General features: G+C 64.0%; 21 protein-coding genes and 1 pseudogene. 15 read left to right on the top strand and 7 right to left on the bottom strand.

Going from position 1 to position 21,830, the window contains the following annotated elements; genetic code table 11:
- Positions 1 to 4: 4 nt before the first annotated feature.
- Complete coding sequence (locus AC3A57_RS03545; protein WP_487577596.1) at positions 5 to 631, bottom strand: response regulator; 627 nt, start codon at positions 629 to 631, stop codon at positions 5 to 7.
- Positions 621 to 3,719 carry a sensor histidine kinase gene (locus tag AC3A57_RS03540; protein WP_487577595.1) on the bottom strand — a complete coding sequence of 1,033 codons (3,099 nt, stop codon included), beginning with the start codon at positions 3,717 to 3,719 and terminating at the stop codon, positions 621 to 623. Before AC3A57_RS03540 ends, AC3A57_RS03545 begins: the two co-directional genes overlap by 11 nt.
- A gap of 207 nt (positions 3,720 to 3,926) precedes the next feature.
- Here AC3A57_RS03540 and AC3A57_RS03535 point away from each other — a divergent pair, with 207 nt between their 5' ends.
- The 8 genes from AC3A57_RS03535 (at position 3,927) to AC3A57_RS03500 (ending at position 9,813) form a co-directional block, all read left to right on the top strand.
- On the top strand, positions 3,927 to 4,253 hold the full coding sequence (locus tag AC3A57_RS03535) for a hypothetical protein (RefSeq protein ID WP_487577594.1): 327 nt from the start codon (positions 3,927 to 3,929) through the stop codon (positions 4,251 to 4,253).
- Positions 4,254 to 4,390: 137 nt separating this feature from the next.
- On the top strand, positions 4,391 to 4,921 hold the full coding sequence (locus tag AC3A57_RS03530; RefSeq protein ID WP_487577593.1) for a helix-turn-helix domain-containing protein: 531 nt from the start codon (positions 4,391 to 4,393) through the stop codon (positions 4,919 to 4,921).
- A gap of 99 nt (positions 4,922 to 5,020) precedes the next feature.
- Positions 5,021 to 5,677 (top strand): hydrolase, encoded by a 657-nt coding sequence (locus AC3A57_RS03525; RefSeq protein ID WP_487577592.1) that lies wholly within the window; start codon positions 5,021 to 5,023, stop codon positions 5,675 to 5,677.
- A 121-nt stretch (positions 5,678 to 5,798) separates the two neighbouring features.
- Positions 5,799 to 7,652, top strand: coding sequence for an amidohydrolase (locus tag AC3A57_RS03520; RefSeq protein WP_487577715.1), 1,854 nt, complete (start codon positions 5,799 to 5,801; stop codon positions 7,650 to 7,652).
- Between the two features lie 34 nt (positions 7,653 to 7,686).
- Positions 7,687 to 7,929 (top strand): DUF1427 family protein, encoded by a 243-nt coding sequence (locus tag AC3A57_RS03515; RefSeq protein WP_487577591.1) that lies wholly within the window; start codon positions 7,687 to 7,689, stop codon positions 7,927 to 7,929.
- Positions 7,926 to 8,084: a DUF1427 family protein gene (locus AC3A57_RS03510; protein WP_487577590.1), complete on the top strand. Its 159-nt coding sequence runs from the start codon at positions 7,926 to 7,928 to the stop codon at positions 8,082 to 8,084. The genes AC3A57_RS03515 and AC3A57_RS03510 overlap by 4 nt, the downstream gene beginning before the upstream one ends.
- A gap of 138 nt (positions 8,085 to 8,222) precedes the next feature.
- Positions 8,223 to 9,221, top strand: coding sequence for an alpha/beta fold hydrolase (locus tag AC3A57_RS03505; RefSeq protein ID WP_487577589.1), 999 nt, complete (start codon positions 8,223 to 8,225; stop codon positions 9,219 to 9,221).
- Between the two features lie 61 nt (positions 9,222 to 9,282).
- The gene (locus AC3A57_RS03500; RefSeq protein ID WP_487577588.1) at positions 9,283 to 9,813 is read left to right on the top strand and encodes a hypothetical protein; all 531 of its coding nucleotides are present in this window, start codon (positions 9,283 to 9,285) and stop codon (positions 9,811 to 9,813) included.
- A 770-nt stretch (positions 9,814 to 10,583) separates the two neighbouring features.
- Here AC3A57_RS03500 and AC3A57_RS03495 read toward each other — a convergent pair.
- A complete protein-coding gene (locus AC3A57_RS03495; RefSeq protein WP_487577587.1) occupies positions 10,584 to 11,747 on the bottom strand; it encodes an AlbA family DNA-binding domain-containing protein in 1,164 nt (387 codons plus the stop codon).
- A 575-nt stretch (positions 11,748 to 12,322) separates the two neighbouring features.
- Positions 12,323 to 13,243, bottom strand: coding sequence for an AraC family transcriptional regulator (locus tag AC3A57_RS03490; protein ID WP_487577586.1), 921 nt, complete (start codon positions 13,241 to 13,243; stop codon positions 12,323 to 12,325).
- Between the two features lie 98 nt (positions 13,244 to 13,341).
- Between AC3A57_RS03490 and AC3A57_RS03485 the strand changes: the two genes are divergently transcribed.
- Positions 13,342 to 14,085 (top strand): SDR family oxidoreductase, encoded by a 744-nt coding sequence (locus tag AC3A57_RS03485; protein ID WP_487577585.1) that lies wholly within the window; start codon positions 13,342 to 13,344, stop codon positions 14,083 to 14,085.
- 749 nt (positions 14,086 to 14,834) lie between these two features.
- Entirely contained in the window at positions 14,835 to 15,857 is a 1,023-nt protein-coding gene (locus tag AC3A57_RS03480) for a beta family protein (protein ID WP_363799858.1), read from the top strand.
- Here AC3A57_RS03480 and AC3A57_RS03475 read toward each other — a convergent pair.
- Positions 15,854 to 16,414, bottom strand: a complete 561-nt coding sequence (locus AC3A57_RS03475) for a sce7726 family protein (protein ID WP_363799857.1) — start codon at positions 16,412 to 16,414, stop codon at positions 15,854 to 15,856. The two genes, AC3A57_RS03480 and AC3A57_RS03475, sit on opposite strands and share 4 nt — an antisense overlap.
- Before the next feature lie 36 nt (positions 16,415 to 16,450).
- Here AC3A57_RS03475 and AC3A57_RS03470 point away from each other — a divergent pair, with 36 nt between their 5' ends.
- From AC3A57_RS03470 to AC3A57_RS03455, 4 genes are all read left to right on the top strand, one after another.
- Complete coding sequence (locus AC3A57_RS03470) at positions 16,451 to 16,819, top strand: hypothetical protein (protein WP_487577584.1); 369 nt, start codon at positions 16,451 to 16,453, stop codon at positions 16,817 to 16,819.
- 31 nt (positions 16,820 to 16,850) lie between these two features.
- A complete protein-coding gene (locus AC3A57_RS03465) occupies positions 16,851 to 17,882 on the top strand; it encodes an ImmA/IrrE family metallo-endopeptidase (RefSeq protein ID WP_363799855.1) in 1,032 nt (343 codons plus the stop codon).
- Positions 17,882 to 18,538: a hypothetical protein gene (locus tag AC3A57_RS03460; RefSeq protein ID WP_363799854.1), complete on the top strand. Its 657-nt coding sequence runs from the start codon at positions 17,882 to 17,884 to the stop codon at positions 18,536 to 18,538. Before AC3A57_RS03465 ends, AC3A57_RS03460 begins: the two co-directional genes overlap by 1 nt.
- A gap of 263 nt (positions 18,539 to 18,801) precedes the next feature.
- Positions 18,802 to 19,776: a hypothetical protein gene (locus AC3A57_RS03455; RefSeq protein WP_487577583.1), complete on the top strand. Its 975-nt coding sequence runs from the start codon at positions 18,802 to 18,804 to the stop codon at positions 19,774 to 19,776.
- Positions 19,777 to 20,226: 450 nt separating this feature from the next.
- Here AC3A57_RS03455 and AC3A57_RS03450 read toward each other — a convergent pair.
- Together AC3A57_RS03450 and AC3A57_RS03445 are read right to left on the bottom strand one after the other, a co-directional pair.
- A pseudogene (locus AC3A57_RS03450) lies at positions 20,227 to 20,448 on the bottom strand (hypothetical protein); the annotation flags it as partial.
- Between the two features lie 139 nt (positions 20,449 to 20,587).
- Positions 20,588 to 20,974 carry a DUF4160 domain-containing protein gene (locus AC3A57_RS03445; protein WP_363799851.1) on the bottom strand — a complete coding sequence of 129 codons (387 nt, stop codon included), beginning with the start codon at positions 20,972 to 20,974 and terminating at the stop codon, positions 20,588 to 20,590.
- A gap of 183 nt (positions 20,975 to 21,157) precedes the next feature.
- Here AC3A57_RS03445 and AC3A57_RS03440 point away from each other — a divergent pair, with 183 nt between their 5' ends.
- Positions 21,158 to 21,784 carry a hypothetical protein gene (locus AC3A57_RS03440; protein WP_487577582.1) on the top strand — a complete coding sequence of 209 codons (627 nt, stop codon included), beginning with the start codon at positions 21,158 to 21,160 and terminating at the stop codon, positions 21,782 to 21,784.
- Positions 21,785 to 21,830: the final 46 nt, after the last annotated feature.

Genomic DNA, 21,830 nt, shown 5'->3' with positions numbered 1-21,830 from the left:
GTTCTCACAGCTGCAGAATGCCGCGCCGCAAGGCGATGGTGACGGCATGGGTGCGGTCGTTGGCGCCGAGCTTGGCGAGGATGCTCTTCATGTGCGCCTTGACCGTTTCCTCGGTCACGTTCAATTGCGCGGCGACGAGTTTGTTCGAGTTGCCGCCGGCGACGCCCTTGAGCACGTCGAGCTCGCGCAGGGTCAGCTCGGCGTCGGCCGAATGCGCGGCGATCTCGGCCGCGACCTCCGGCGGGATGCGGCGGCGCCCGGCCAGGGTGGCGCGAATCGTATCGACCAGTTCCTTGCGCAGCGAACTCTTGAGCAAGTAGCTCTGCGCCCCGGCCTTGAGCGCGCGCACCGCTTGCGCGTCGCCCTGGTAGGTGGTCACCACGATGATGCGCGCGGCCGGAAACTCGGCGCGGATGGCTTCGATCGCGGCGACGCCGCCGAGTTCCGGCATCTGCAGGTCCATCAGCACCACGTCCGGCAGGCTGCCGCGAAACGCGTCGATGGCCTCGCGGCCGTTGGCCGCCTCGGCGACGATGCGCATGTCCGCTTCGCTCTCCAGCACGCTCGCGATGCCTTCGCGCAGCAGAGGGTGGTCGTCGACGACCAGGATTCGGGTCGGTCTAGGGGGCATCGGTCTCGTTCCTTCGGATCGTCTTGCGGATCCGCTGCAGCCAGCGTCGCCAGCGGACGTTGCGGCTTCCCGCACATGCCGCCATCGGCAGCGTCACCTCGATTTCGGTGCCGCCGCCGCCGCGGCTCCAGAGCCGGAACCGCGCGCCGACGCCGAGGGCGCGCTCGCGCATGCCCGACAGGCCCCAATGCCCCGGACGGCCGCCGGCGCGCTGGATCTCCTCGTCGATACCGCGGCCGTCGTCGCGCACCCGCAGGCGCAAGCGCTTGCGGTCGCAGGCGAGTTCGACTTCGATGTGGCGCGCGTGGGCATGGCGGAAGGCGTTGGCGAGCGCTTCGCGGCCGATCCGGAACAACTCGTCGCGCAACAACGGGTCCAGCTCCGGCAGCCGGCCTTCGACCACCACCTTGAATTGGGCGGGGTGCTGCTCGGCCAGCTCGGCGCCGAGGTAGGCGAAGGCGTCGGCCAGGCCCTGCGGCAGGCCGGCGCCGCCGGCGCGCAGGTCGCGCACGCGATCGCGGGCTTCGGCGATGACTTCGTCGGCGCGATCGAGCGCGCTCTCGATCGCTGCGCGGGTCGGGTCGCCCTGCGGGACTTTGTTGGCGACGCCCTGCAGGCGCAGGACCAGGCCCTGGGTGCTCTGCAGCAGGGTGTCGTGCAGTTCGCGCGCGATGCGCTCGCGCTCCTGGTGGCGCTCTCCCAGGCGCGCGCGAAGCCGCGCGGAAATCTGCCGCAACCGGAGCAGGTACACGCCGAACAGCGCGGCCGCCGCGGCCGCCGCGCACAGCATCGCGAACCACCAGGTTTCGGTGAAGCGCGGCGCGATCGAGAAGGCTTGCGCGGCGGCGCGACGGCTCCACAGCCCGCTTTCGTTGGCCGCGATCACCTCGAAGCGATAGTCGCCCGGCGGCAGGTTGGTGAAGAAGGCCTGGCGCCGGTTGCCGCCGTCCCGCCAACGTCCGTCCAGGCCGACCAAGCGGTAACGGAACTGCGCTCGCCTGGGCATGCTCAGGCTCAGCGAGCTGTAGTCGATCTGCAGGTCGCGCGCTTGTTCGGGCAGTTTCAGTGCGGGGCCGGGCGGATAGCGGCGGCCATTGGCGGCGAGCCCGCGGATCGATACCGGCGGCGCCACCGCATTGGCGCGCACCTGCGCCGGATCCACGGTCGCCACGCCCTGATTGGTCGCGAACCACAGCCGCCCGTCCGGCGCGGCCAGCGCGGAGGGCGTCACCACCGCCTGCTGGGCCAGCCCGGGCAGACCGTCGTCGTCGTCGAACAACTCGGTGCGCAACGCGTGGCCCGGGGTCGCCGCGGCGCGTTCGAGTTCGTCGCGTTCGATCCGGACCAGGCCGCGCATGCCGTTGAGCCACAGCGCCGCGTCGGCGGCGACGACGATGCCGGTGATGCCGGTCAGCCGTTGCGGATGATCCGCCGTCAGCGGTCGCACCCGGCCGTCGCGGATCAGCGCCAGGCCGGTCTCGCCGGCAGCGAGCATGTCCGGCCGGCGCGCGGCCGAGCCAGGCAACGGCGCCAGCTCGGAGATCGCGGTCAGCGCGCCGATCCTCAGACCGTCGGCGCTGCCGTAGCGGCGCTGGGCGACGCCGTCCCAGCGCGCCAATTCGCTGCGCGGGTAACCGATCCAGGCCGCGCCGTCGCTGCTGCCGGCCAGCACCGTCGCATCGCGCCAGCGCAGCAGGCCGGCGCCCGCGGCGCGCCAGCGTTCGCCGTCGAAACGTTGCAGCCCGCCCGGATCCCAGATCGCCCACAGTTGCGCGCCCGGCGCGGGCGCGAGCAAGCGCGGGCCGGCGCCGGGCACGGGGCCGGGCACCGCGGTCATCGCGCCGTCGTCGCGGCGCCACAGGTTCGCGCGCGTCGCGATCCAGGCGCGGCCGTCGTCGGCGCGCGCGATCGCATCGAACAGTTCGCCGCGATCGGAACGCGCCAGCGGGACCAGATCGTCGGCGTCGATCCGGAACAGTTGTTCGCCGGCGGTGACCAACGGGCGTCCGGATCCGCCGTCGATGCCGATGGCATAGGTATGTTGCTGGTTCAGACGCTCGTCGGCCAGCGCATTGACGCGGTTGAAGCGGAAACGGTGCAAACCCAGGTTGGTGCCGACCCAGACGTTGCCCTCGCGGTCCTCGAATACCGGCACCGCACGGTCGGACGTCAGGCCGTTGCGCTTGCCGATGGCGGCGTCGAGGTCGCTCGCGCGCAGGCTGTAGCCGGCGCCGAAACGCTGCAGTCCCGACGTCCGGATCACCCCGCCGCCGGTGCGGTCGGTGCCCCACAGCGCGCCGTGGGCGTCCACCCGCATGCGCGCCAGTCGGGGACGGTCGGTGCGCGTGCGGGATTGGCGCGCGGCGAGGGCGGGGCTGGCTGCGACGGCGCGGGTGCCGTGCTCGCCATCGGATACCCAGATCCGGCCTTGCCGGTCCTGGGCCAGCGACGCGTACACGCCGGCCGGTTCGCCGCTGTCCAGGAAGCGCCGCGCGCCGCGCGGGAGATAGACCAGGCGGGTGCCGGAGGTGACCCACAAGGTGCCTCGGGCGTCCAGCCACAAGGCGTCGGCGCGTGGGCCCGGATAGCCCCATTCGGCGCCGACTTTGCTCCATCGCCCGCGCTCGTATCGCGCCAGGCCGCTGCCGGCGGCGGCCCACACCACGCCGTCGCGGTCCTCGGCCAGGTCCATGATCAGCTGGGTCGGCGCGCCATCGGCCGGACCGTAGTGGCGGACGCGGCCGTCGCGCACGACGCTGACGCCGCCGATCAGGAACCCCATCCACACGCTGCCGTCGCCGGCGACGGTCAAGGCGGTGATGTTGTTGGACGCGAACTCGGGACCGGATGGACGATAGGGTTCGAACTGGACGCCGTCGAAGCGGTACAGGCCGGTGCCGGTGCCCAGCCAGAGATAGCCGTCGCGTCCTTGCGCGATCGCCCAGATGTCCGCCGGCGCGCCGTCGCGCAGGCTCCAGGCGCTGTGGTGATACTGCGGCGCGTCGAAGCGCGGCTTGGCGGCGGCGCCGCGCGGCATCCAGGCCAGCCACGCGACAAGCGCGACCGCGGTCAAAATTCGCGCTGGCACGGCCCTCGACTCCACGCAGTGCCCTCGTCTGTAAACCCGGCTGAATCTTCGGGCGACAAATTTACGGCATTCCGGGGCTGCTCCATCCCCCGGAAGAGGTAGTCGCGCCTGCCCCGGCCGCGGTTGGCCGAGTACTCGCAGCCGGCTTAGCCTCGATGCGTGCAGCGTCTCTACTCACTTTTCCCGCATGGCCTGCCGGGCCTGGGCTTGATCGGATTGCGCCTGGCGGCCGCATTGAGCCTGCACGAGCACGATCCGGCCGCCTACTGGCCCGACGCGGCATCGGCCTTGCACTGGCTCGCCGCGGCGATCGGCCTGGGCCTGATCGGCGGCGTGTTGACGCCATGGCTGAGCCTGCTCAGCGTCGCCTCGATCTGCGTCGGCTGGTGCCTGGGCGCGTGGACCGTATCGGCGGGTGCGCTGGCGCTGGCGCTGGCCGCATTGGCGCTGAGCTTGCTCGGCCCGGGCGCGTACTCGATGGATGCGCATCTGTTCGGCCGGCGCGTGCTGCGCCTGCCGGAACGGCGGCCGTGAGCGGCGCCTCCCCCGAACGAGGGAGCGGGCGCTCGCCCGATCCGGGATTCAACCGCGGCCCGGGCGTAGCGAGCATAGCTGCCGAACGTCGGGCCTCGCGCCGCGCGTTCTCCCCTCAGCCATCGCAGGAGCCGGCCGTGAACCGCAGCGACGTCCAGTCCCGCCCCGCACCCGGCCGCAGCGCATCGCCGCCGGCGTTCGCCGAGGGCTTGAGCGATGCGGCGATGGCCCGCGTGCAGGCCTTCGTCGATGCGCATCTGGCCACGCCCATTTCGCTGCAGCACCTGGCCGAACAGGCCTGCATCAGCCGTTTCCATTTCGCCCGCCTGTTCCGCGCCCGCACCGGCCTGAGCCCGATGCAGTACCTGAAGCTGCAGCGCATCGAAGCGGCCAAGCGCTTGTTGCGCCAGCCCGCGCCTTGCCTGAGCCGCATCGCCGTGGCCCTGGGGTTCTTCGACCAAAGCCATTTCACCCGGGTGTTCCGCAGGGCCACCGGGCAATCGCCGGGGCGCTTCGCCGCCGGCGCCGACGACGGCAGCTGCACGCCGACGCTGTACCCGGCGCTGCGATTCGCGGCCCGCAGCCGCCGCCGTCGCGTTTCGTCGCGGACCGATGCGCATACAGCACGCGCATCCAATCCATCCGCGCGCGCCGCCCGCATCGTGTAGCGAAGCCGCGCCGGCGCAGGCCGGCGACTTCCCGATACCGCTTGTACGCCGAGCCCTCTCGCGGCCGCTCTTCCCCCGTTCGCCACAGGAACCGATCCGATGCCCACCGCCACCCCGACTCCCGGCAAGCGACTGCTGACCCCCGGCGACCACAGCCTGATCCTGATCGACCACCAGTCGCAGATGGCGTTCGCCACCCACTCCATCGACGTGGTGTCGCTGCGCAACAACGTCGCCCTGGTCGCCCATGCTGCCGCCGGTTTTGGGGTCGACACGATCCTGACCACGGTCGCCGAAACGTCCTTCTCCGGCCCTTTGTTCCCGGAGATCTCCGCCGCGCTTCCAGGGGTGGCGGCGCTCGACCGCACCAGCATGAACGCCTGGGAGGACGCAGCGGTCGTCGATCGGGTCAACGCCGGCGGCAAGTCGCGGCTGGTGATGGCCGGCTTGTGGACCAGCGTGTGCATCGTCGGCCCGGTACTCTCGGCCCTGGAGCAGGGCTTCGAGGTCTACGTCATCGCCGACAGCTGCGGCGACGTCTCCGGCGAAGCGCACGAGCGCGCGATGCAGCGCATGATCCAGGCCGGCGCGGTGCCGATGACCAGCGTGCAATACCTGCTGGAGCTGCAACGCGACTGGGCGCGGGCGCAGACCTACGAGCTGACCACCGGCATCGCGCGCGAGTACGGCGGCGGCTACGGCCTCGGCATCCAGTACGCCAAGTCCATGTTCGGCGCCTCCGAAGGCGGCCACTGAGCCGAGACTTGCCGCGATGGCCGACGTCGTCCGCCGCCGCCTGCTCGCCGCCGCCCTGGCCGGTCCGCTGGCGGGCTGCCTGAGCAGCAACGGCCCGAACGCCCCGCGAGGTTCCTCCGCCATGGCCGACTTGATCGTCCTCAACGCGCGCGTCACCACGCTCGACCCGCGGCGCCCATCGGCTACGGCCTTGGCCGTGGCCGACGGCCGGGTCCTCGCGGTCGGCGACGATGCGCAGATCGCCGCGCTTGCCGGGCCGCGCACGCGGCGTATCGACGCCGCAGGCCGGCGCCTGATTCCGGGTCTCAACGACAGCCACATCCATCTGATCCGCGGCGGCCTCAACTACAACCTGGAACTGCGCTGGGACGGCGTGCGCAGCCTGGCCGACGCGATGGCGATGCTGCGCGAGCAGGTCGCGCGAACCCCGGCGCCGCAATGGGTGCGCGTGGTCGGCGGATTCAGCGAACACCAGTTCGTCGAAAAGCGTCTGCCGACCCTGGAGGAGATCAACGCCGCCGCGCCCGACACCCCGGTGTTCATCCTGCATCTGTACGATCGCGCCCTGCTCAACCGCGCCGCGTTGCGCGCGGTCGGCTACGACAGGCACAGCCAGGACCCGCCCGGCGGCCGGATCGAACGCGACAAGGCCGGCAATCCGACCGGGCTGCTGCTGGCCAAGCCCAATGCGCTGATCCTCTACGCCACTTTGGCGAAGGGGCCGAAGCTGCCGGCCGAGTATCAGCGCAATTCGACCCGCCAGTTCATGCGCGAACTCAACCGTCTCGGCGTCACCTCGGTGATCGACGCCGGCGGCGGATTCCAGAACTACCCCGACGACTACCGGATCATTCGCGAGCTGCATGCCGACGATCAGTTGACCGTGCGCATCGCCTACAACCTGTTCACCCAGAACAAGGGCGGCGAACTGGAAGACTTCGAGCGCTGGAGCGCGATGCTGGCGCCGCGCGAGGGCGACGACCTGCTGCGCCACAACGGCGCCGGCGAAATGCTGGTGTTCTCCGCGGCCGACTTCGAAGACTTCCGCGAGCCGCGTCCGGAACTGCCGGCGGAGCTGGAGCCCGATCTGGAACGGGTGGTGCGCCTGTTGGGCGAGAAGCGCTGGCCGTTCCGCATCCACGCCACCTACGACGAGAGCATCGGCCGCATTCTCGACGTCTGCGAGCGGGTCGACCGCGAGATTCCGCTGCGCGGACTGAACTGGATCGTCGACCACGCCGAAACCGTCTGCGACCGAAACATCGAGCGCATCGGCGCGCTCGGCGGCGGCATCGCGATCCAGCACCGCATGGCCTACCAGGGCGAGTACTTCCTGCAACGCTACGGCGCGGCCGCGATGCGGCGCACGCCGCCGGTGCGGCGCATGCTCGCCGCCGGCGTGCCGGTCGGCGCCGGCAGCGACGCGACCCGGGTGGCCAGCTACAACCCATGGGTGGCGCTGTACTGGCTCAGCACCGGGCGCACGGTCGGCGGACTGGCGATGTACGGCGACGACAATCTGCTCGAACGCGAGCAGGCGCTGCGCTTGTACACCCAGGGCAGCGCCTGGTTCTCTTCGGAGCAGGACCGCAAGGGCGCGTTGACGCCCGGGCAGTTCGCCGATTTCGCGGTGCTTTCGGCCGACTATTTCCATGTGGCCGACGCCGAGATCCCGGCGATCACCAGCCTGCTGACCGTGCTCGGCGGGCGGGTGGTGCACGGCGCCGGCGAGTTCGCGCCGCTGGCGCCCGAGTTGCCGGCGCCGATGCCGGATTGGTCGCCGGCGGGGCGCTTCGGCGGCTACCAGCCGGGCAGCTTGATCCAGGCCGTGGCCGGCCTGGGCCAGGCGCACGCCCAGGCGCACGGCGGCGCCTGCCACGCGCATCCGCACGGCCATGCCGCGCGGCAGGCCGTGCCGGTGGCCGACGATCGCGGCTTCTGGGGCGCGTTGGGCTGCTCCTGCTTCGCATTCTGATTGCCTTTCGATCGCACTCACGCCGGACTCGCGCATGAATCCAAAACTGTTGGCCGGTTTGCTGTTGGGCTTCGGCATCGGTCTGGGCTGCCGCGCGTCGGGCATCCCGTCGCCCGCGCCGCCGGCCCTGGCCGGCGCCCTGCTGGTGGTGGCGATGACCGCAGGCTATACGCTCGCCGACCGCTTCCTCGCCCGCCGCCCGGCGACCCGTCTGCACGATTGCGGCGGTCCGACCGGGCAGACCCGCGGCGCCGCCGGCGAGCACGACCGGCCATGACCGCTACCCTGATCGGCCTGATCCTGGCCTTGGCGATCGGCGCGGCTTGCCGTCTGGTCGATATTCCGGTGCCGGCGCCGCCCAAGCTGCAAGGCGCGCTGCTGGTGCTGGCGATGACGCTGGGCTTTCTCGCCGGCGAGCGCTGGCTGGGATGAGGCGGCGTCCGCGCGCCTGCGCACGCTGGCCGCAGCACGATTTTGCAAGACGCCGTTCCGGCTTGCGTTCAGTCTTGGCTTTGCCGCTGCACTTCGACCATCGCTGATCGTCCTTCAGATCGCCCTTCGAGATCGCTCATGCCCAAGCCGCCCCCTGTCGACGAAACCCGCCGCCAATTGCTCATCGCCGGTTCCGCCCTGGCCGTCGCGGGCCTGGGCCTGGCGGCCTGCAGTTCCGATATCGCTCCGGCCGCGCCGGCAGCCAACCCTTCCCCTACTTCCGAACCCGCTACAGGAGCCAAGACCGTGGCCACCCTCACCACCAAAGACGATGTGCAGATCTACTACAAGGACTGGGGCCCGCGCGACGGCCAGCCGGTAGTCTTCAGCCATGGCTGGCCGCTCAGCGCGGACAGCTGGGAAGCGCAGATGCTGTTCCTGGCGTCCAACGGCTATCGCTGCATCGCCCACGACCGCCGCGGCCACGGCCGTTCCAGCCAGCCCTGGGACGGCAACGACATGGATCACTACGCCGACGACCTGGCGCAGCTGATCGAGCACCTCGACCTCAAGGGCGCGACGCTGTTCGGCTTCTCCACCGGCGGCGGCGAAGTGGCGCGCTACATCGGCCGCCACGGCACCGCGCGGCTGAAGAAGGCCGGCCTGATCTCGGCGGTGCCGCCGCTGATGCTCAAGACCGACGCCAACCCCGGCGGCTTGCCGATCGAAGTGTTCGACGGCCTGCGCGCCGGATCGATCGCCGACCGCTCGCAGCTGTACAAGGACCTCGCCGCCGGCCCGTTCTTCGGCTATAACCGCCCCGGCGCGAAGAAGTCGCAGGGCGCGATCGACTGGTTCTGGATGCAGGGCATGTGGGCCGGGCACAAGAACGCCTACGACTGCATCAAGGCCTTCTCCGAAACCGACTTCACCGAGGACCTGAAGAAGATCGACGTGCCGGTGCTGATCGTGCACGGCGACGACGACCAGGTCGTGCCGATCGACGCCGCCGCCCGCGCCTCGGCCAAGCTGATCAAGAACAACCGGCTGATCGTCTATCCGGGCGGCCCGCACGGCATCACCGATACCCACAAGGACCGGCTCAACCAGGACCTGCTCGAGTTCCTCAAGTCCTGACCGCTTGCCACGCCCCGCCGGGCCGGATCGAACCGGCCCGGCTCAGCCAGGAGTAGCGACCATGCTGGGAATCACCCCGTTCGGAGCGTTCCACACCGCATTGGCTTTGCTCGCGCTGATCGCAGGCGCGGCCTGCCTGCTTCGCCACGGCCGCATCGCGCTGGCCTGGCGCAGCGGCCGCGGCTACGTCTGGCTCACCGTCGCCGCCTGCGTGACCGGGCTTTTCATCTTCCATCACGGCGGCTTCGGCCCGCCGCATGCCTTGAGCCTGCTCACCCTGGCCGCGCTGGTCGTGGCCGCCGGCGCCGAGCGCTACCGCTGGTTCGGCCGCGCCGCGGCCTACGTATCGACGTTGACCTATTCGCTGACGTTCTTCTTCCACTTCATTCCCGGCTTCACCGAGACCCTGACCCGGCTTCCCGCCGGGCGGCCCTGGGCGAGCGGACCGCAGGACCCGAAGCTGGCCGCGATCATCGGCGTCTGCTTCCTGCTCTATCTGATCGGCGCTGCATGGCAGGCCATCGGTATTCGCCGTCAGGCCAGGCACTCGAATGCCTCGGGCCCCGAAGCCGCAGGTCGGGCAATTCAGTAAAAACGTGTCCAAGAGTGCAACGCCGCCTGTGTCGAGGTCAGTTCGCCCGATGAGGGCATGCTCATCCGCCGCTGCTGGGAAGTGCGCTCGTGAGTAGCGCCAACATCTGTGGCGAATCTGGCTCAGTGTTGGCTACGAGCATGACTATCGAACGGCGGTGCGGTTCCGACGTCTCGGGCAAAACCGCGAGCAACAGCGACTCTCCACCCGAACATCAGGCGGAGCGGTACGCGATGCGTAGGTGCGTTCTGATCTTGTCAGAGGCGTTCGCCATGCCGCTCAGGAGAAGCCAGACGGCGTCACACGTGTCGGCCGGCAGGTAAATTCGATTTCGATTGAAGTAACGAAAAAAGCTTCGACTTTCGCTGATACAAGGGCGCGTTGAAATTCGTTCTTTGTTTGCCCCGTCAGATCCACGTCATTGACATACAAGCGAACCTCCCACTCCACATCTGCTAGCAGGCCACAAACTTCAGAAATGACATCCGCCCGTCGGGTTTGCAATTGTACGGCTTTGAGTGAGTGCTCTTGGGCGAGCAGGGAAAGTTCATGAGTAGACCTAGCTAAGGCCAGTTCATGCTTCTTGTCGATGTTGGACTAGTAACGTTCCAAGTCCTTTCCGAGCCAATGCTTAAGCAGACTACGAGCTAGGAGTCCCAAAATAATTAACAGGACGGCTTGCCCCCGGAAAGCAGCCAAAACCACTTCCTAAGGCGACATGATTGTTCCAATACTATTAATAATCTGACGCTACAAGACGCGGAGCAGTTTCAACGTCGCGGCGCCCATTCGCCGGCAGCGTTGTAGTTGAATGACCGCAAAAGCCCCGCTGACTGCCACACGAGATCGAAGAGAGGGCGCAGGGCTTTCTCTTCCGGCACATCAGCGGGAATGAGTACCTCAGGAAGGGCGAGCGTGGCGCGGTCAAACTTGCCTTGGTCATCGTCAATGTTGAACCTGAATCTGTCGATACCCAACTGCACTTCATTAGCTCTATGAAACGAGAGCATGCATGTCAACTCCGCGCTGAATCCAAGGGATTCATACTCCTTGCGCATTGCTCCAAGTAGCTTGATAAGCTCTTCCTCGTAGCTAAGGCTAGGCAAGTTGAAACTGCCATCTTCTCTTTCCCTGAGTGTGTTTACGCTCTCGTAGAATCCGTTTCGGAACAACATTGCGTATCCGTGAGTACCTCTAGGCTCTGGGTTCCGAATCGCTACGATGCCATCCGCATTGAGACGAGGATTGCCTCGAGCGCCAGGCTGGGGCAGATGCCGCTGACTGACGGCGTAAGGAACAGGATCAACATTCATTAATCCGAGAGCGGCTTGGGTCGGTATGAAATGGATGATCTGAAGCGGGTTCGGAACGACAGGGTGTGGAGTCTCACCGGAAATGATCCGACCAAGTCTTTCTGTGCGAAAGTCTTTGATCCGATCAGCCAGTCCTTGTGAGCGCAAGAACAAGCTACGGACTTCTGGTACATTCAGTGTTCGCTTGCGACCGTTCTCGCGGGTATAGAAGTGCTGGTTTGTGTTGACTCGGTGTGGTCCAGCCCAGCTTTGGGGGACGCGGACAAGAATGAAGAATCCATCCGGCGACGGAATTGCGTGGACTACTATTCCGGGAACTCGGGGCTCAATGCTGTTGAGGGCGTAGTCTTGGAGCCGGCGCACTTCCTCGTCTCGATTCCCTTCGAGTGGCCGCAGGGCCATCGCTCGTCCTTCGCCATCTTCTTCGACGCCGTAGACTAGGTCACCGCCCGTACTATTCGCAAAGGCTGAAACGTCTGCGATGAAGTCATTTCGACCACGATCATCTCGCTTCGGCAACTCGCGCTTGTAGTCGAGCCTTGCGTCTTCCGGAACTTTCTGGTTGATCAATTCCTCCAGTTCACGGAAGGTAATTTGTTCTATTGGCGTATGCAGTAGCATAGATTCCGTTCGCGCTTCTGAGATAGCCAATCATACGACGGTTACGGATACTTGCTGGCCATTGAGAACGATTGAAAGCCGAGTCAAAGCACCTTTTCGAGAGATCAAGCGGACAAGGCCTTCCAACGACGTGCCCGGGGTTGTCATCGAAACAACATGGACAACGGCGCTGCGCGCCGGGTCGGCTTTGTCTTGTCCATGATGGCGCTGAGGTTCCGGCGCTATCGACGGCGGCGCGGTTCTGACGTCTCGGGCAAAGCCGCGCGCAACGGCGACTCTCCGCCCGGACATCCGGCGGAGCAGTGGGCCCGCAGCCAGTTAGTGAGAGTAAAAAACTAGCAGAGCGGTAGGGCGTGCGGGAACCGGAAGCTGGCACTCCGGGAGAGGTATGAGTCGTTGATTTTGAAGTAATTATGCCGCCGGGCATTATTCATGTCCGACGAAACGATTCGCCATGATTGAGTGCGCGCGCACCAGCGCTGATGCATCGGCAGGCCGATCCTCCATGATCGGCCCAGCGGGCTTCGTGATCAGCCGACATTCGTCGTGCGGCCGCTTGCGACCCGAAGCGGACATCAGGCCAAACGGGGGCGCGCTTGGCGTCTCTCGCGGGCATAGCCGCTGGGTGATCGCCCCACGTAACGGGTGAAGGCCGTACTGAACGTACTCGCCGACGAATAGCCTACGCGCTCGGCGACTTTCTCGATCACCAGGTCCTGTCGATCGAGAATGTCCTTCGCAATCGCCATCCGCCAGGCGAGCAGATACTCCATCGGCGGTAGGCCGACCGCACGGTTGAAGCGCTGGAAATAGGCCGACCTCGATAGCGCAGCGGCTTTCGCCAATTGCTCCACCGTCCACGCACGGGACGGATCGCGGTGCATCTCCCGGATCGACAGGGCCAGACGCTCGTCCGCCAAGCCGCGCAGTAGGCCGGCGGGTGCCGAATCACCCGGTGCCGCCCGCAAGGCTTCGATGAGCAGGACCTCAACCAGCCGGGTCAAGATGAGGTCGCGCCCCGACCTCGTTTGCATGGCTTCCTCGCGCACGAGCCGCACCAGCACGCCGAAGCGATCCTCGCCCCGGACGTGGACGATCGGTGGAAGCAGCGCCACCAGCAGCGTCGTGTCCGGCGAATCGAAGACGAAATAGCCGCCCAGCATGCGCACGTCGGGTTCCCCATCGGGGGAGCCATGACGCAATTCAGGGCCTTGGTCCGCGATGGCGGTGGGATCGACCTGCTGCGGTTCGACGGGCTCGAATCCCGACAGAACGAATCCCGGTGTCGCGGGCAGGAACACGAAATCGCCCGCCTCCAGGCGCAAAGGATCCGCGCCATCGACCCGCAGTAGGCACGCACCGTCGGTCACTACGCAAAAACCAGGGTGTCCGAACGGCGCGTAGCGGACACCCCAGCGCCCGGCGCCGGAAATGCTCTTGCCCATGACCCGGGCAGGTCGAAGCAGGGTGATCAGCTCGGCAAGTGGGTCGGTCATGGCAGGACTATGGCCAATGTTATGTGGACTCTACAGCATCGATAGTCCGGTATTGCAAGCCTATCGTGGTCGCACCTGACCAACCAAGGAGTCCCGCAATGAAGACCGTTCTGATCACTGGCAGTTCCTCCGGCTACGGGCTCGAAACCGCCCGTTACTTCCACAATCGAGGATGGAAGGTCGTCGCCACGATGCGCCGCCCGAACTCCGACCTCCTGCCCGCATCCGACCGCATCAAACTGGTCGCGCTGGATGTCACCGATGCCGACAGCATCGCGCGCGCCGTCGCCGAGGCCGGCCCGGTCGATGTTCTGGTCAACAACGCGGGCATCGGTGTCGTCGGCGCCTTCGAGGCCACGTCGATGCAAACGGTACGCGAGGTGTTCGACACCAATACGTTCGGTACGATGGCGATGGCGCAGGCCGTGATTCCGCAGATGCGCGAGCGCCGGGCAGGCACGATCGTGAATGTCACCTCGAGTGTCACCTTGGCCAGCATGCCGCTCGCTGCCGCCTATACGGGCAGCAAGACCGCGGTCGAAGGCTTCACAGGCTCCCTGGCGCATGAACTCAGTGCGTTCGGCATCCGGGTCAAGCTGGTCGAACCCGGCTACGGCCCGACCACGCGGTTCGCCGAGAACGGGGCCGAGCGCATGAACGGCCTCATCCCGGACACCTATGCCGACTTCGCCCGTCCGATCTTCGAGGCCTTCGCCCGGCCGCAGGCGACGACGCAACCCCAGGATGTAGCCGAAGCGGTGTGGCAGGCCGTGCACGACGCATCCGACCAGTTCCATTTCCCCGCTGGAGCCGATGCCGTCGCATTGGCAGGGCCGCGGTGAACGCGCCGGCACGATTGCCCCGGATGGCCAACAGCGGTGCTGGATACCGGTCCGCACATAGGTTCTGTGAACCTGGTGGAAACCGATTCACCCCCTCTGTCGCGAAAGATCGTCTGGGGAGACAGCAGCGGGTCGGATCTTTCATCGATGCGTAGCACCGTCCCGACCGGACGGTGGACGTCTTTCATATCCCCTTTGTTGCAGCAAAAAACGGGGTCAGAGCACCTTTTCCAGCAGATCAGCGGAAAAGGCATTTTGACGCGCTCGGTTTGCCATCGAAAAACATGGACAGCGGCGCTTCTGGGCGCTGGGGGCGGCTTTCTCTTATCCGCATTGGTGTCGCGGTTTCGGCGCTGTCGGCTACGGCGCCGTTGCCTTCGTCTCGGGCAAAACCGCCAGCGACGAGGACGCTCCGCCCGAACACCCGGCGGAACAGAAAGCGATGCGAAGGGGATGGCGCGCCCACGGCTCCCTTATTCGAACTGGTAGGTTCACGGAAAGCCGCTTAGGAGAACGATTTCCAGTCTCGGTCGTGCGGGCAACCTACTTGGCAACTGATCACCCAAGGAGCTGTTTGCGCGTGGGGTTTGGTCCTGTGATACTTGCCTTGGGCCGATTTTGAAACCCGGTTCTCGCGTGTCGCGATGACTGGAGCGGGGCGTTGAGAGCAATACCTCCTCGACGCATCTTCACGTGATGCGTGGCAGCCGGACGGGCCCTCCATCGACCACTAGCCAGGGAGTGGGCTTATGCCGTCGCAATACGCGAACTACCCGCACTACGTGCCCATCGTGAAATGGCAGAAATGGGAGCGGTTGGCACTAAAGAAGATAGACGCAACCGATGCGCTTCGAGTACTACCTTGCATCGAAGTTCGAGACTCAGCCCAGCATCAACGCGCGCTCAGTGACTACGATCACACGTGGTCCCTTCCGGCGCTGGTGGACTACTCCAACCCTCTCGGGCAATTGCCGCCGGGAAGAGCGACTGAGCTTGCAGAGTTCCTTAAGACGGTCAAAGGCTCGGCTACCTATGCCTCGCCAGTGCTCAATCCCGCCGTCGCTCCCTTAGTGTTTCCATCGATCAAGTCGGTGCTGGGCTCTCGCAAGGTCACTCTGCGTGTGCGCCTAAGCAACTTGGACCAATCAGCAGGACATCTGAACTCCCTCAAGATTGCTTTGGCAGCTCCTGGCGTCGCTGCGGCCACTAACCGTTTGATAGTCGATCTGGGCGCCACGCCCGTAGGGATCGGCAAGGTCCAGGCGACTGCTTTGGCCGTCGAACTCCAGCAGATGAAGGCGCTGGGATTTGAGCACCTACATTTGGCCTCAGGCGCATTCCCAGACAGCCTCATGCATATCAATGGTGCCGGGCATGTGGATCGGAGGGATTGGGCGTTCTGGGTCCAGGTCGCTGCGGCAAGCCCATCTTTGCTCGCTGGCTATTCGGACTACGGGCCGCTGACTCCCAACTGGAGTGAGGGGGTGCTGCAGCGGCGTGGCAATCGATCGGTTATCCGTTATGCCCTGGACGACAAGTGGCGCATCATTCGCGCTGCGACCAACACGACGAGCGACTCTATCGCCATCTCGACGCTGATGGTGACTACATACGGCCACGAATTTATGGGGGCGCCGTTTTCCTATGGGGACCAACTCATCGAAGAGCGTGCCGACCCTCATCTTCCTCTAGCAAAGAAGCGCTGCGGCCAGTATCACATCACCGAGTTCTGGAATCACCACATTGCCCATGTGGTAAAGCGACAATATTAGTGCGCTAGGAGTGTCTTCTCGGCTCGGATCAGTAGTGCCTCGCGTATGTGCTGCCGGAGTTCTTCCACCGGAAACATCTGTGCGATGTGCTGCTGGATTAGGTAGAGGCTCTTGCTGCGCCAGCCTCTCGTAACGCCTGCGCCTTCCAGAATGTGAAGTGCTTCATCCTTGGTCAGAACCGAGGCTAGCGAGTCGGCGCGATGGCGGACATTTACACCTGCCTCGCGCAGCGTTACGAACTGGCTTGTCCCGGCTTCAAGTACCAGCACGCCCCACCAGGGCGGCAGCATCTCTATGGCTTTGGCGACATGGCGTTGGGCCAGCACAAGCGTGATCCGATCAAAGATCAGCGTGTACCGGGATCCCTGAGTGATCAGTCGGGCCAAGCTGTCCGCTTCGCTCTTGATCTCAAAGCAGTGCATCTGCTCCACGTGGACCAGATCTGCGCGTACCTCACCCCCATGCAGGCGTAGCTCCTCGATAAACGAGTGCTGTTGAGCCGATTGCTGGCTCACTAGGTGGTCCGCTAGGGCCTTCTTGATCTGGGCCTCTCGCATGAACAGGGCGCTTCAGTGGGTTCGATCAAGCATATCATGTCTATGCAATTATGCAAATTGATGTATGCTGACGGCATGAAAAGACATAAGGACCCACTAGTCCTGGCTGCTGAAGTTAGGGTGCGCTTGGCCGAGCGCAACTTGACTACGAGCAGCTCGATTGCAAGGGCGTTCGATTTAGGTCAATCGCAGGTATACCGCAACCTATTTGGCCGACCGAAGACGGTCTCGAAGACGCTGACGATGCTATGCAAACATGCAAATGTTGACGCATACGAAGGTGTGGTTGACCCGAGTCAGTCTCAGGTCCTGATGCAAGCGTTGGCCACTATTTGGGATGGCAGCGAGTCGCACGCACGCAAGCTGGCAAATCTGCTTTTTGCGCATCAAAGAGCCCATGTGTGACCATTCGCATAGCGCCTAACGGAGGCCAAGGATGATAAAAAAGCCCCCCGTAGTGTCGGCCAGGGAAGCGTATGAGGCCTTGGGTTCGGTTGGTTTTCCCAAAACCTACGTGCAGCGGCTGCTGCCAGATTGGTGGGACAACGCCCTGTTCAAGACCAGTAGCGGTGCGATCGAGTTCGCCTCGATCGTAAAGCAGCGCCTAGGTGTCGACGTTCAGTTCGACCAGGAAGGAGAGCTTCAGGTGCTCGCCTCGGATCGTCCTGTCCGCTTCAAACGTCGGGCGACGACGCGGGAAAGCGAACTGCGGCTCTCGGCTACCTTAGGTATCGCCCTAGCGAAGCTCGCCTTGTACTGCACGGCGCAGCCATACGCCGAACTGCCCGCCGACCCCAAGGTGCTGGGGGCTCGGATTCGGGAGTTCACTGGGCGACCGGCCATCTCGTTCCAAGACTTGGTGGAGTTTTGCTGGAGCGCAGGGGTGCCCGTCTTGTTTCTAAAGGACGTGCCCAAGTCAGCCAAGCGCGTTACAGGAATGGCGGTCCGCGCCGATTCCCGCCCGGTTGTCGTGCTGGGCTATCAGTCCACTCAGAGCGCACGTCAATTATTCGTCCTGGCTCATGAGCTCGCACACATCTGCCTGGGGCACGTGACCGAAACTGGTGTGCTCATCGATGAAGGGCTCGATGCCATCACTGATTCGATCGAAGGTGCGCCAACGGAAAAGAAAGACCGCGAGGAGCAGCAGGCGGATCGTTTCGCGCTCACCTTGCTACGCAATGGCAATGACGCCATTTTGCGTGGCAATGTTCGCTTTACATCCGCCTCGGAGTTAGCGAGTGCCGCGGCTCTGGAAGGCAGAGCGCGTGGCATAGACCCCGGCCATTTGGTGTTGTCTTATGCCAAGGATCATGAGGACTGGCCGATCGGAAATCTGGCAACGAACTACTTTCCTGATAGCAAAACTGCGCTAGCCGTGTTACGCGGCAGCTTCACCAGCCATGCCAAACTAGACCGGCTCACCGACGAGAATCGGGATTACCTGCTCGAAGTGCAAGGATTCTGATGAGCCTGACCAAGTACTTGATAGATAGCGACGTCGCCAGGTGCATGTGTAGCTATGAGTTGATCGAGGATTTGGCGACAGCGCTCGGCGTCACCTTGGCTGACTTTTTCGTTTTATCCCAATTGAAATACCAGCTTCATCTTGCCAAGCCTGCCAAGGCTTTAAAAAAACTTGGGACATCCCAAGCCGTGCAGCAAGCGCAGAGGCTTGTAGATCAGGCGTCGGAGGTTGTCGTAATGGCTGATTCGGCCAACTACGTACTGCTGGACGGAACGCCTGACATTGATGGTGGCGAACTGGCCCTGTTCGCGGCACTTTGCGAAAGCCCGAGCACAGGATTGGTCACTGGGGACAAGCGTGCACTAGTCGCCCTTTGCAAAGTAACCGGGGCGATCGAGAGCGCGTTCACGTGGGCGCAGATCCTGTGCTTGGAAGAGGCCATTGCTTGTCTCATCGCTCACTTTGGCTTAGATCACGTATCGAACAAGGTTCGCGCTCACGTCGGTACCAACATCGCGCTTGAGATGATATTTGGCCGTAGTAGAGCAGCCACGATCGAAGACGTTAATGAAGGGCTGAAGAGCTATTTGAATGATCTGGTAACTGAGACCCATGGAAGGTATGTGTCCCCCTTCCTTGCGGAAACGACGACGTAGTGCACCACACTATTGTGGAGTTTTATAACTACACTGAACCTAACGTCACGAATACGAACACGGCAGCAGATTTCGGGCTAAGAGCGCGCTAGTCCGGCGCGACGACAACGATTTGAGCCACGTTCCACCGGCTGGCGACCGCTTCGGGTCAGCAGCCTAAGGCGTAATACGAAGTGCGGGAGAGACGAAGAAACCGCGTCCGGGTGTCAGCGAGCATTGATTTTCGGAAATTCTGCGCGTTATCTCAGGGGGGGGGGCTAAAAATGAGCAAGGATAACGCAGCGCGAGCGGCAAGCCGGTCGGCGCCGGGCGTTTGGACTCGGCGACTGCCAATCGTCGGCACATTCGTTTTAGCCGTATCTCTAGCTATGCTGGTGCCGTTTATCTTTACTGGCGTGCTGAAAAGTTCGACAACCTACGTCAACATGTTTGCGGTAGTCGCGGCGGCGGCATTTGCAATGGGGGCGCTAGGCTATCTTCAGCCGAGGCGGTCGCGCGCATCGAGCATCGTGCGCGAAGAAGAGGTTGTGCGGTTAATTGCGAAAAGCCTTTCCGAGCATGCGGCTCGCATGGCAGAATCCACTATCACTCTTACGCCGGATGAGCGCGAGGCGGCTGTTAAATCGATTGTCAATGAATTTCAGACCGACTTGGTAGCTGGGCAAATACAAAAGCTTGAAGCTTCCATGCAGGATGTGTTGCGCCAAAATTCGTATCGGGATCCGATCGAGCAGGCTCGATTCAGATTAATGCGCCAATCTGACGCATTAGTAAGAAGGGGAAATCTGAATCTAGTGATCGGCATGATTATGGCGGCAGCGGGGGTGTTTATCCTCGGGCAGAGCATTCTCGCGCCAACTTCCTTCAGCTCATGGGATGGCATGTTGAGTGCGTATGCTCCACGCTTTTCATTGGTCCTCCTCATTGAAGTCTTCGCGTATTTCTTTCTGCGCTTGTACAAACAGTCGCTTGATGATGGAAAGTACTATCAGAATGAGCTCACAAACATTGAGCTTAAGCTTTCAGCGGCGAATGCCTCATTTGAACTCAAGGACGATGCTCTGCGTAGCAAGGTAATTGAATCATTGGTTTCTACAGAGCGAAATTTTATTCTTGAAAAAGGTCAGTCCACTATTGATCTGGAGCGAAGCAAGTTGCAACAAGAAGGCGTAAGCGCCAGTTTGAAGGAATTGGGGGCACTGTTGAGAGGCATCATCCCAACACGATCAGCCGGCTGATCTATCTGTTTGAGCTCAATCCCGTAGAGGTTTTCGAAATTTGGTGCACACCGAGCCGAGCACTGAATCGCCCAGGCTTTCGTAGTCATCTCGTAGCCACGAACAGTGACTCAACTTCGGCGTCTACATCGCTCGGGGTGTCGCGCCGCACGGACCGCGGCTCCACTCCGTCAGACGATGGCTTCGGTGCGGTGCTCAGCGAACCTGGGGCAGCCCATTGGACGATGGAGCCGCGCAAACGTCGGCGAGGTGTTCCTTGCCTGTCGTTTCAGGTTCAGCAACTGAGCACGCCCCCCCGGGCGCCCGGGCCGCCAGCGCGACCCGATGACGCTCGAAGTTGAACGCGCGCTCGGGGTCGTGGGCGTCCCAAGTCTCGCCGACCTCGAGGGCGTCAAGCAGGGCGGCCGCGCGCGCCTTGGCGCGGCGGATCGACTAGGGTGTCGCGGCGGCTTAGGGATGGGGCCGCGGGGCGACCGGGCGCGCGGGCGGCGCGGTGTCGGCCAGGCGCACCTCGACCGCGGCCGCGCGCAGGGTCCGCAGCAAGGCGAGGGCGGTGTCGAGGCGGGCGAAGCGGCGGGCGCCGCCGCGCTTGGCCGTCAAGACGGCCTCGTGCAGGCCGTGCTGCACCGACAGGACGTAGCCGTCGGCGCGGCCGTGCAGGGTATAGGCGCGGACGGCGCCGGCGGGAAAGTTCGGCCAAAGGGGGGGGCTGGCACAGCGCCTTCATCGACGCGGGCTCTCGAAACACGCGGCTTCGGGAGACGCTACGCGCAAAGGCGGGCGCCGGCAGGCAACGCACATCTAAATCGATCTAGGCATTTTCTGCTGCAATTTCCGCCAGTAGGAGGCCGATGCATCCGCCTGCCTGTAGCTCATCCCATAGCGCTAGTAGCGATTCCTTGTGACGTGAGATCCAACTCTCTACGGTGAATTGCAGCTCAAGATCTAACTTTCCTTCGAGAAGTTGCGGAGGATCGATGCCAAAGCTCGCGACATGATGCTCGCGCCCATAGTCAACATGAAGGTGGGGTAGCGAATGTCCACGCTCTTGGTACATTTTCACTTTCAGATTACGAAGCCGAATAATTTGAAGGCCTACCCATTCTTGCGAATGCGGCTCGCAGCGATCGTCCGTTTCACTAAGCGCGAGGTTGTACTGGAGTTCCCGGGCGAACTTCGTAAATTCATCTTTCGACATTGGTTCGACTCCGACGCTACACATGGGTTCGATAACCGATGCGGACTGGCCGACTTCATGCCCCAGATCGCGAAAAACTCCCGAGGAGGGAGGATCCGGCAAGTCCCATAACGCAAGGACGATCACGCGCTTATAACGGACTTGATATATTAATATTCAGCAGCGCACATTTGAGTCGCCAGTATGTGCTACTCCGCCAAGGTCCGTGCCGAGTACCGAGAGTACGTCAGGGAATTTGGCGCAGTGCTCAGCCTTGATGCCTACGTCGCCGAGTACTGGGAGCAGATGGGCGATGAGTGGGTCAAGAAGCTGCCGAAGGCGGCCCGGGCTTGGTTCGCCGATCCGCAGACGGCCGAAGAGGTCCGAGTTCAGGCCGCCATCGCCGAGTGGGAGGCCCGGGAGGCAACCAAGACCCAGCAGGACCTCTTCGCCCAGGCCAAGCGCCTTGCGGACGCCGAACGCGCGCTGCAAACCAAGGTGACGAAGAAGGCGCAGAACGATCTGCGGGTCGCAACCAACAAGATCGGCCAGTTCAAGACGAAGCTAGATGACCTGCGCCGTACCGAGGTCAAGCCGCGCGACTCGCGGATCTACCCGGGCTCGCTGGCGCCGGTGATCGTCTGGGAGGGGGTTAGAAAACCGGGTCAGAGCACCTTTTCGGCAGCTCAAGTAGACAAAGGCGTTCTAACGACGTGCTCGGCTTGTCATCGAACAACATGGACAACGGTGCTGCGCGTCGGGTCGGCTTCGCCTGTCCGTGGTGGTGCTGCGGTTCCGGCGCTATGGCGACGGCGCGGTTCTGGCGCCTAGGGCAAAACCGCGAGCAACGGCAACTCTCCGCCCGAACACCCGGCGG

The organism is Lysobacter sp. Soil_C_15, assembly GCF_057657315.1.
The sequence above is the reverse complement of the archived record's forward strand: the minus strand, read 5'-3'. Positions and strand labels throughout refer to the sequence as shown.

Bases quoted from the DNA above. Each gene is read 5' to 3' on its own strand.
- AC3A57_RS03545 (WP_487577596.1), bottom strand. From the start codon at position 631: ATGCCCCCTAGACCGACCCGAATCCTGGTCGTCGACGACCACCCTCTG.
- AC3A57_RS03525 (WP_487577592.1), top strand. From the start codon at position 5,021: ATGCCCACCGCCACCCCGACTCCCGGCAAGCGACTGCTGACCCCCGGC.
- AC3A57_RS03520 (WP_487577715.1), top strand. From the start codon at position 5,799: ATGGCCGACTTGATCGTCCTCAACGCGCGCGTCACCACGCTCGACCCG.
- AC3A57_RS03515 (WP_487577591.1), top strand. From the start codon at position 7,687: ATGAATCCAAAACTGTTGGCCGGTTTGCTGTTGGGCTTCGGCATCGGT.
- AC3A57_RS03510 (WP_487577590.1), top strand. From the start codon at position 7,926: ATGACCGCTACCCTGATCGGCCTGATCCTGGCCTTGGCGATCGGCGCG.
- AC3A57_RS03505 (WP_487577589.1), top strand. From the start codon at position 8,223: ATGCCCAAGCCGCCCCCTGTCGACGAAACCCGCCGCCAATTGCTCATC.
- AC3A57_RS03500 (WP_487577588.1), top strand. From the start codon at position 9,283: ATGCTGGGAATCACCCCGTTCGGAGCGTTCCACACCGCATTGGCTTTG.
- AC3A57_RS03495 (WP_487577587.1), bottom strand. From the start codon at position 11,747: ATGCTACTGCATACGCCAATAGAACAAATTACCTTCCGTGAACTGGAG.
- AC3A57_RS03490 (WP_487577586.1), bottom strand. From the start codon at position 13,243: ATGACCGACCCACTTGCCGAGCTGATCACCCTGCTTCGACCTGCCCGG.
- AC3A57_RS03485 (WP_487577585.1), top strand. From the start codon at position 13,342: ATGAAGACCGTTCTGATCACTGGCAGTTCCTCCGGCTACGGGCTCGAA.
- AC3A57_RS03480 (WP_363799858.1), top strand. From the start codon at position 14,835: ATGCCGTCGCAATACGCGAACTACCCGCACTACGTGCCCATCGTGAAA.
- AC3A57_RS03475 (WP_363799857.1), bottom strand. From the start codon at position 16,414: ATGCGAGAGGCCCAGATCAAGAAGGCCCTAGCGGACCACCTAGTGAGC.
- AC3A57_RS03470 (WP_487577584.1), top strand. From the start codon at position 16,451: ATGTCTATGCAATTATGCAAATTGATGTATGCTGACGGCATGAAAAGA.
- AC3A57_RS03465 (WP_363799855.1), top strand. From the start codon at position 16,851: ATGATAAAAAAGCCCCCCGTAGTGTCGGCCAGGGAAGCGTATGAGGCC.
- AC3A57_RS03460 (WP_363799854.1), top strand. From the start codon at position 17,882: ATGAGCCTGACCAAGTACTTGATAGATAGCGACGTCGCCAGGTGCATG.
- AC3A57_RS03455 (WP_487577583.1), top strand. From the start codon at position 18,802: ATGAGCAAGGATAACGCAGCGCGAGCGGCAAGCCGGTCGGCGCCGGGC.
- AC3A57_RS03445 (WP_363799851.1), bottom strand. From the start codon at position 20,974: ATGTCGAAAGATGAATTTACGAAGTTCGCCCGGGAACTCCAGTACAAC.
- AC3A57_RS03440 (WP_487577582.1), top strand. From the start codon at position 21,158: ATGTGCTACTCCGCCAAGGTCCGTGCCGAGTACCGAGAGTACGTCAGG.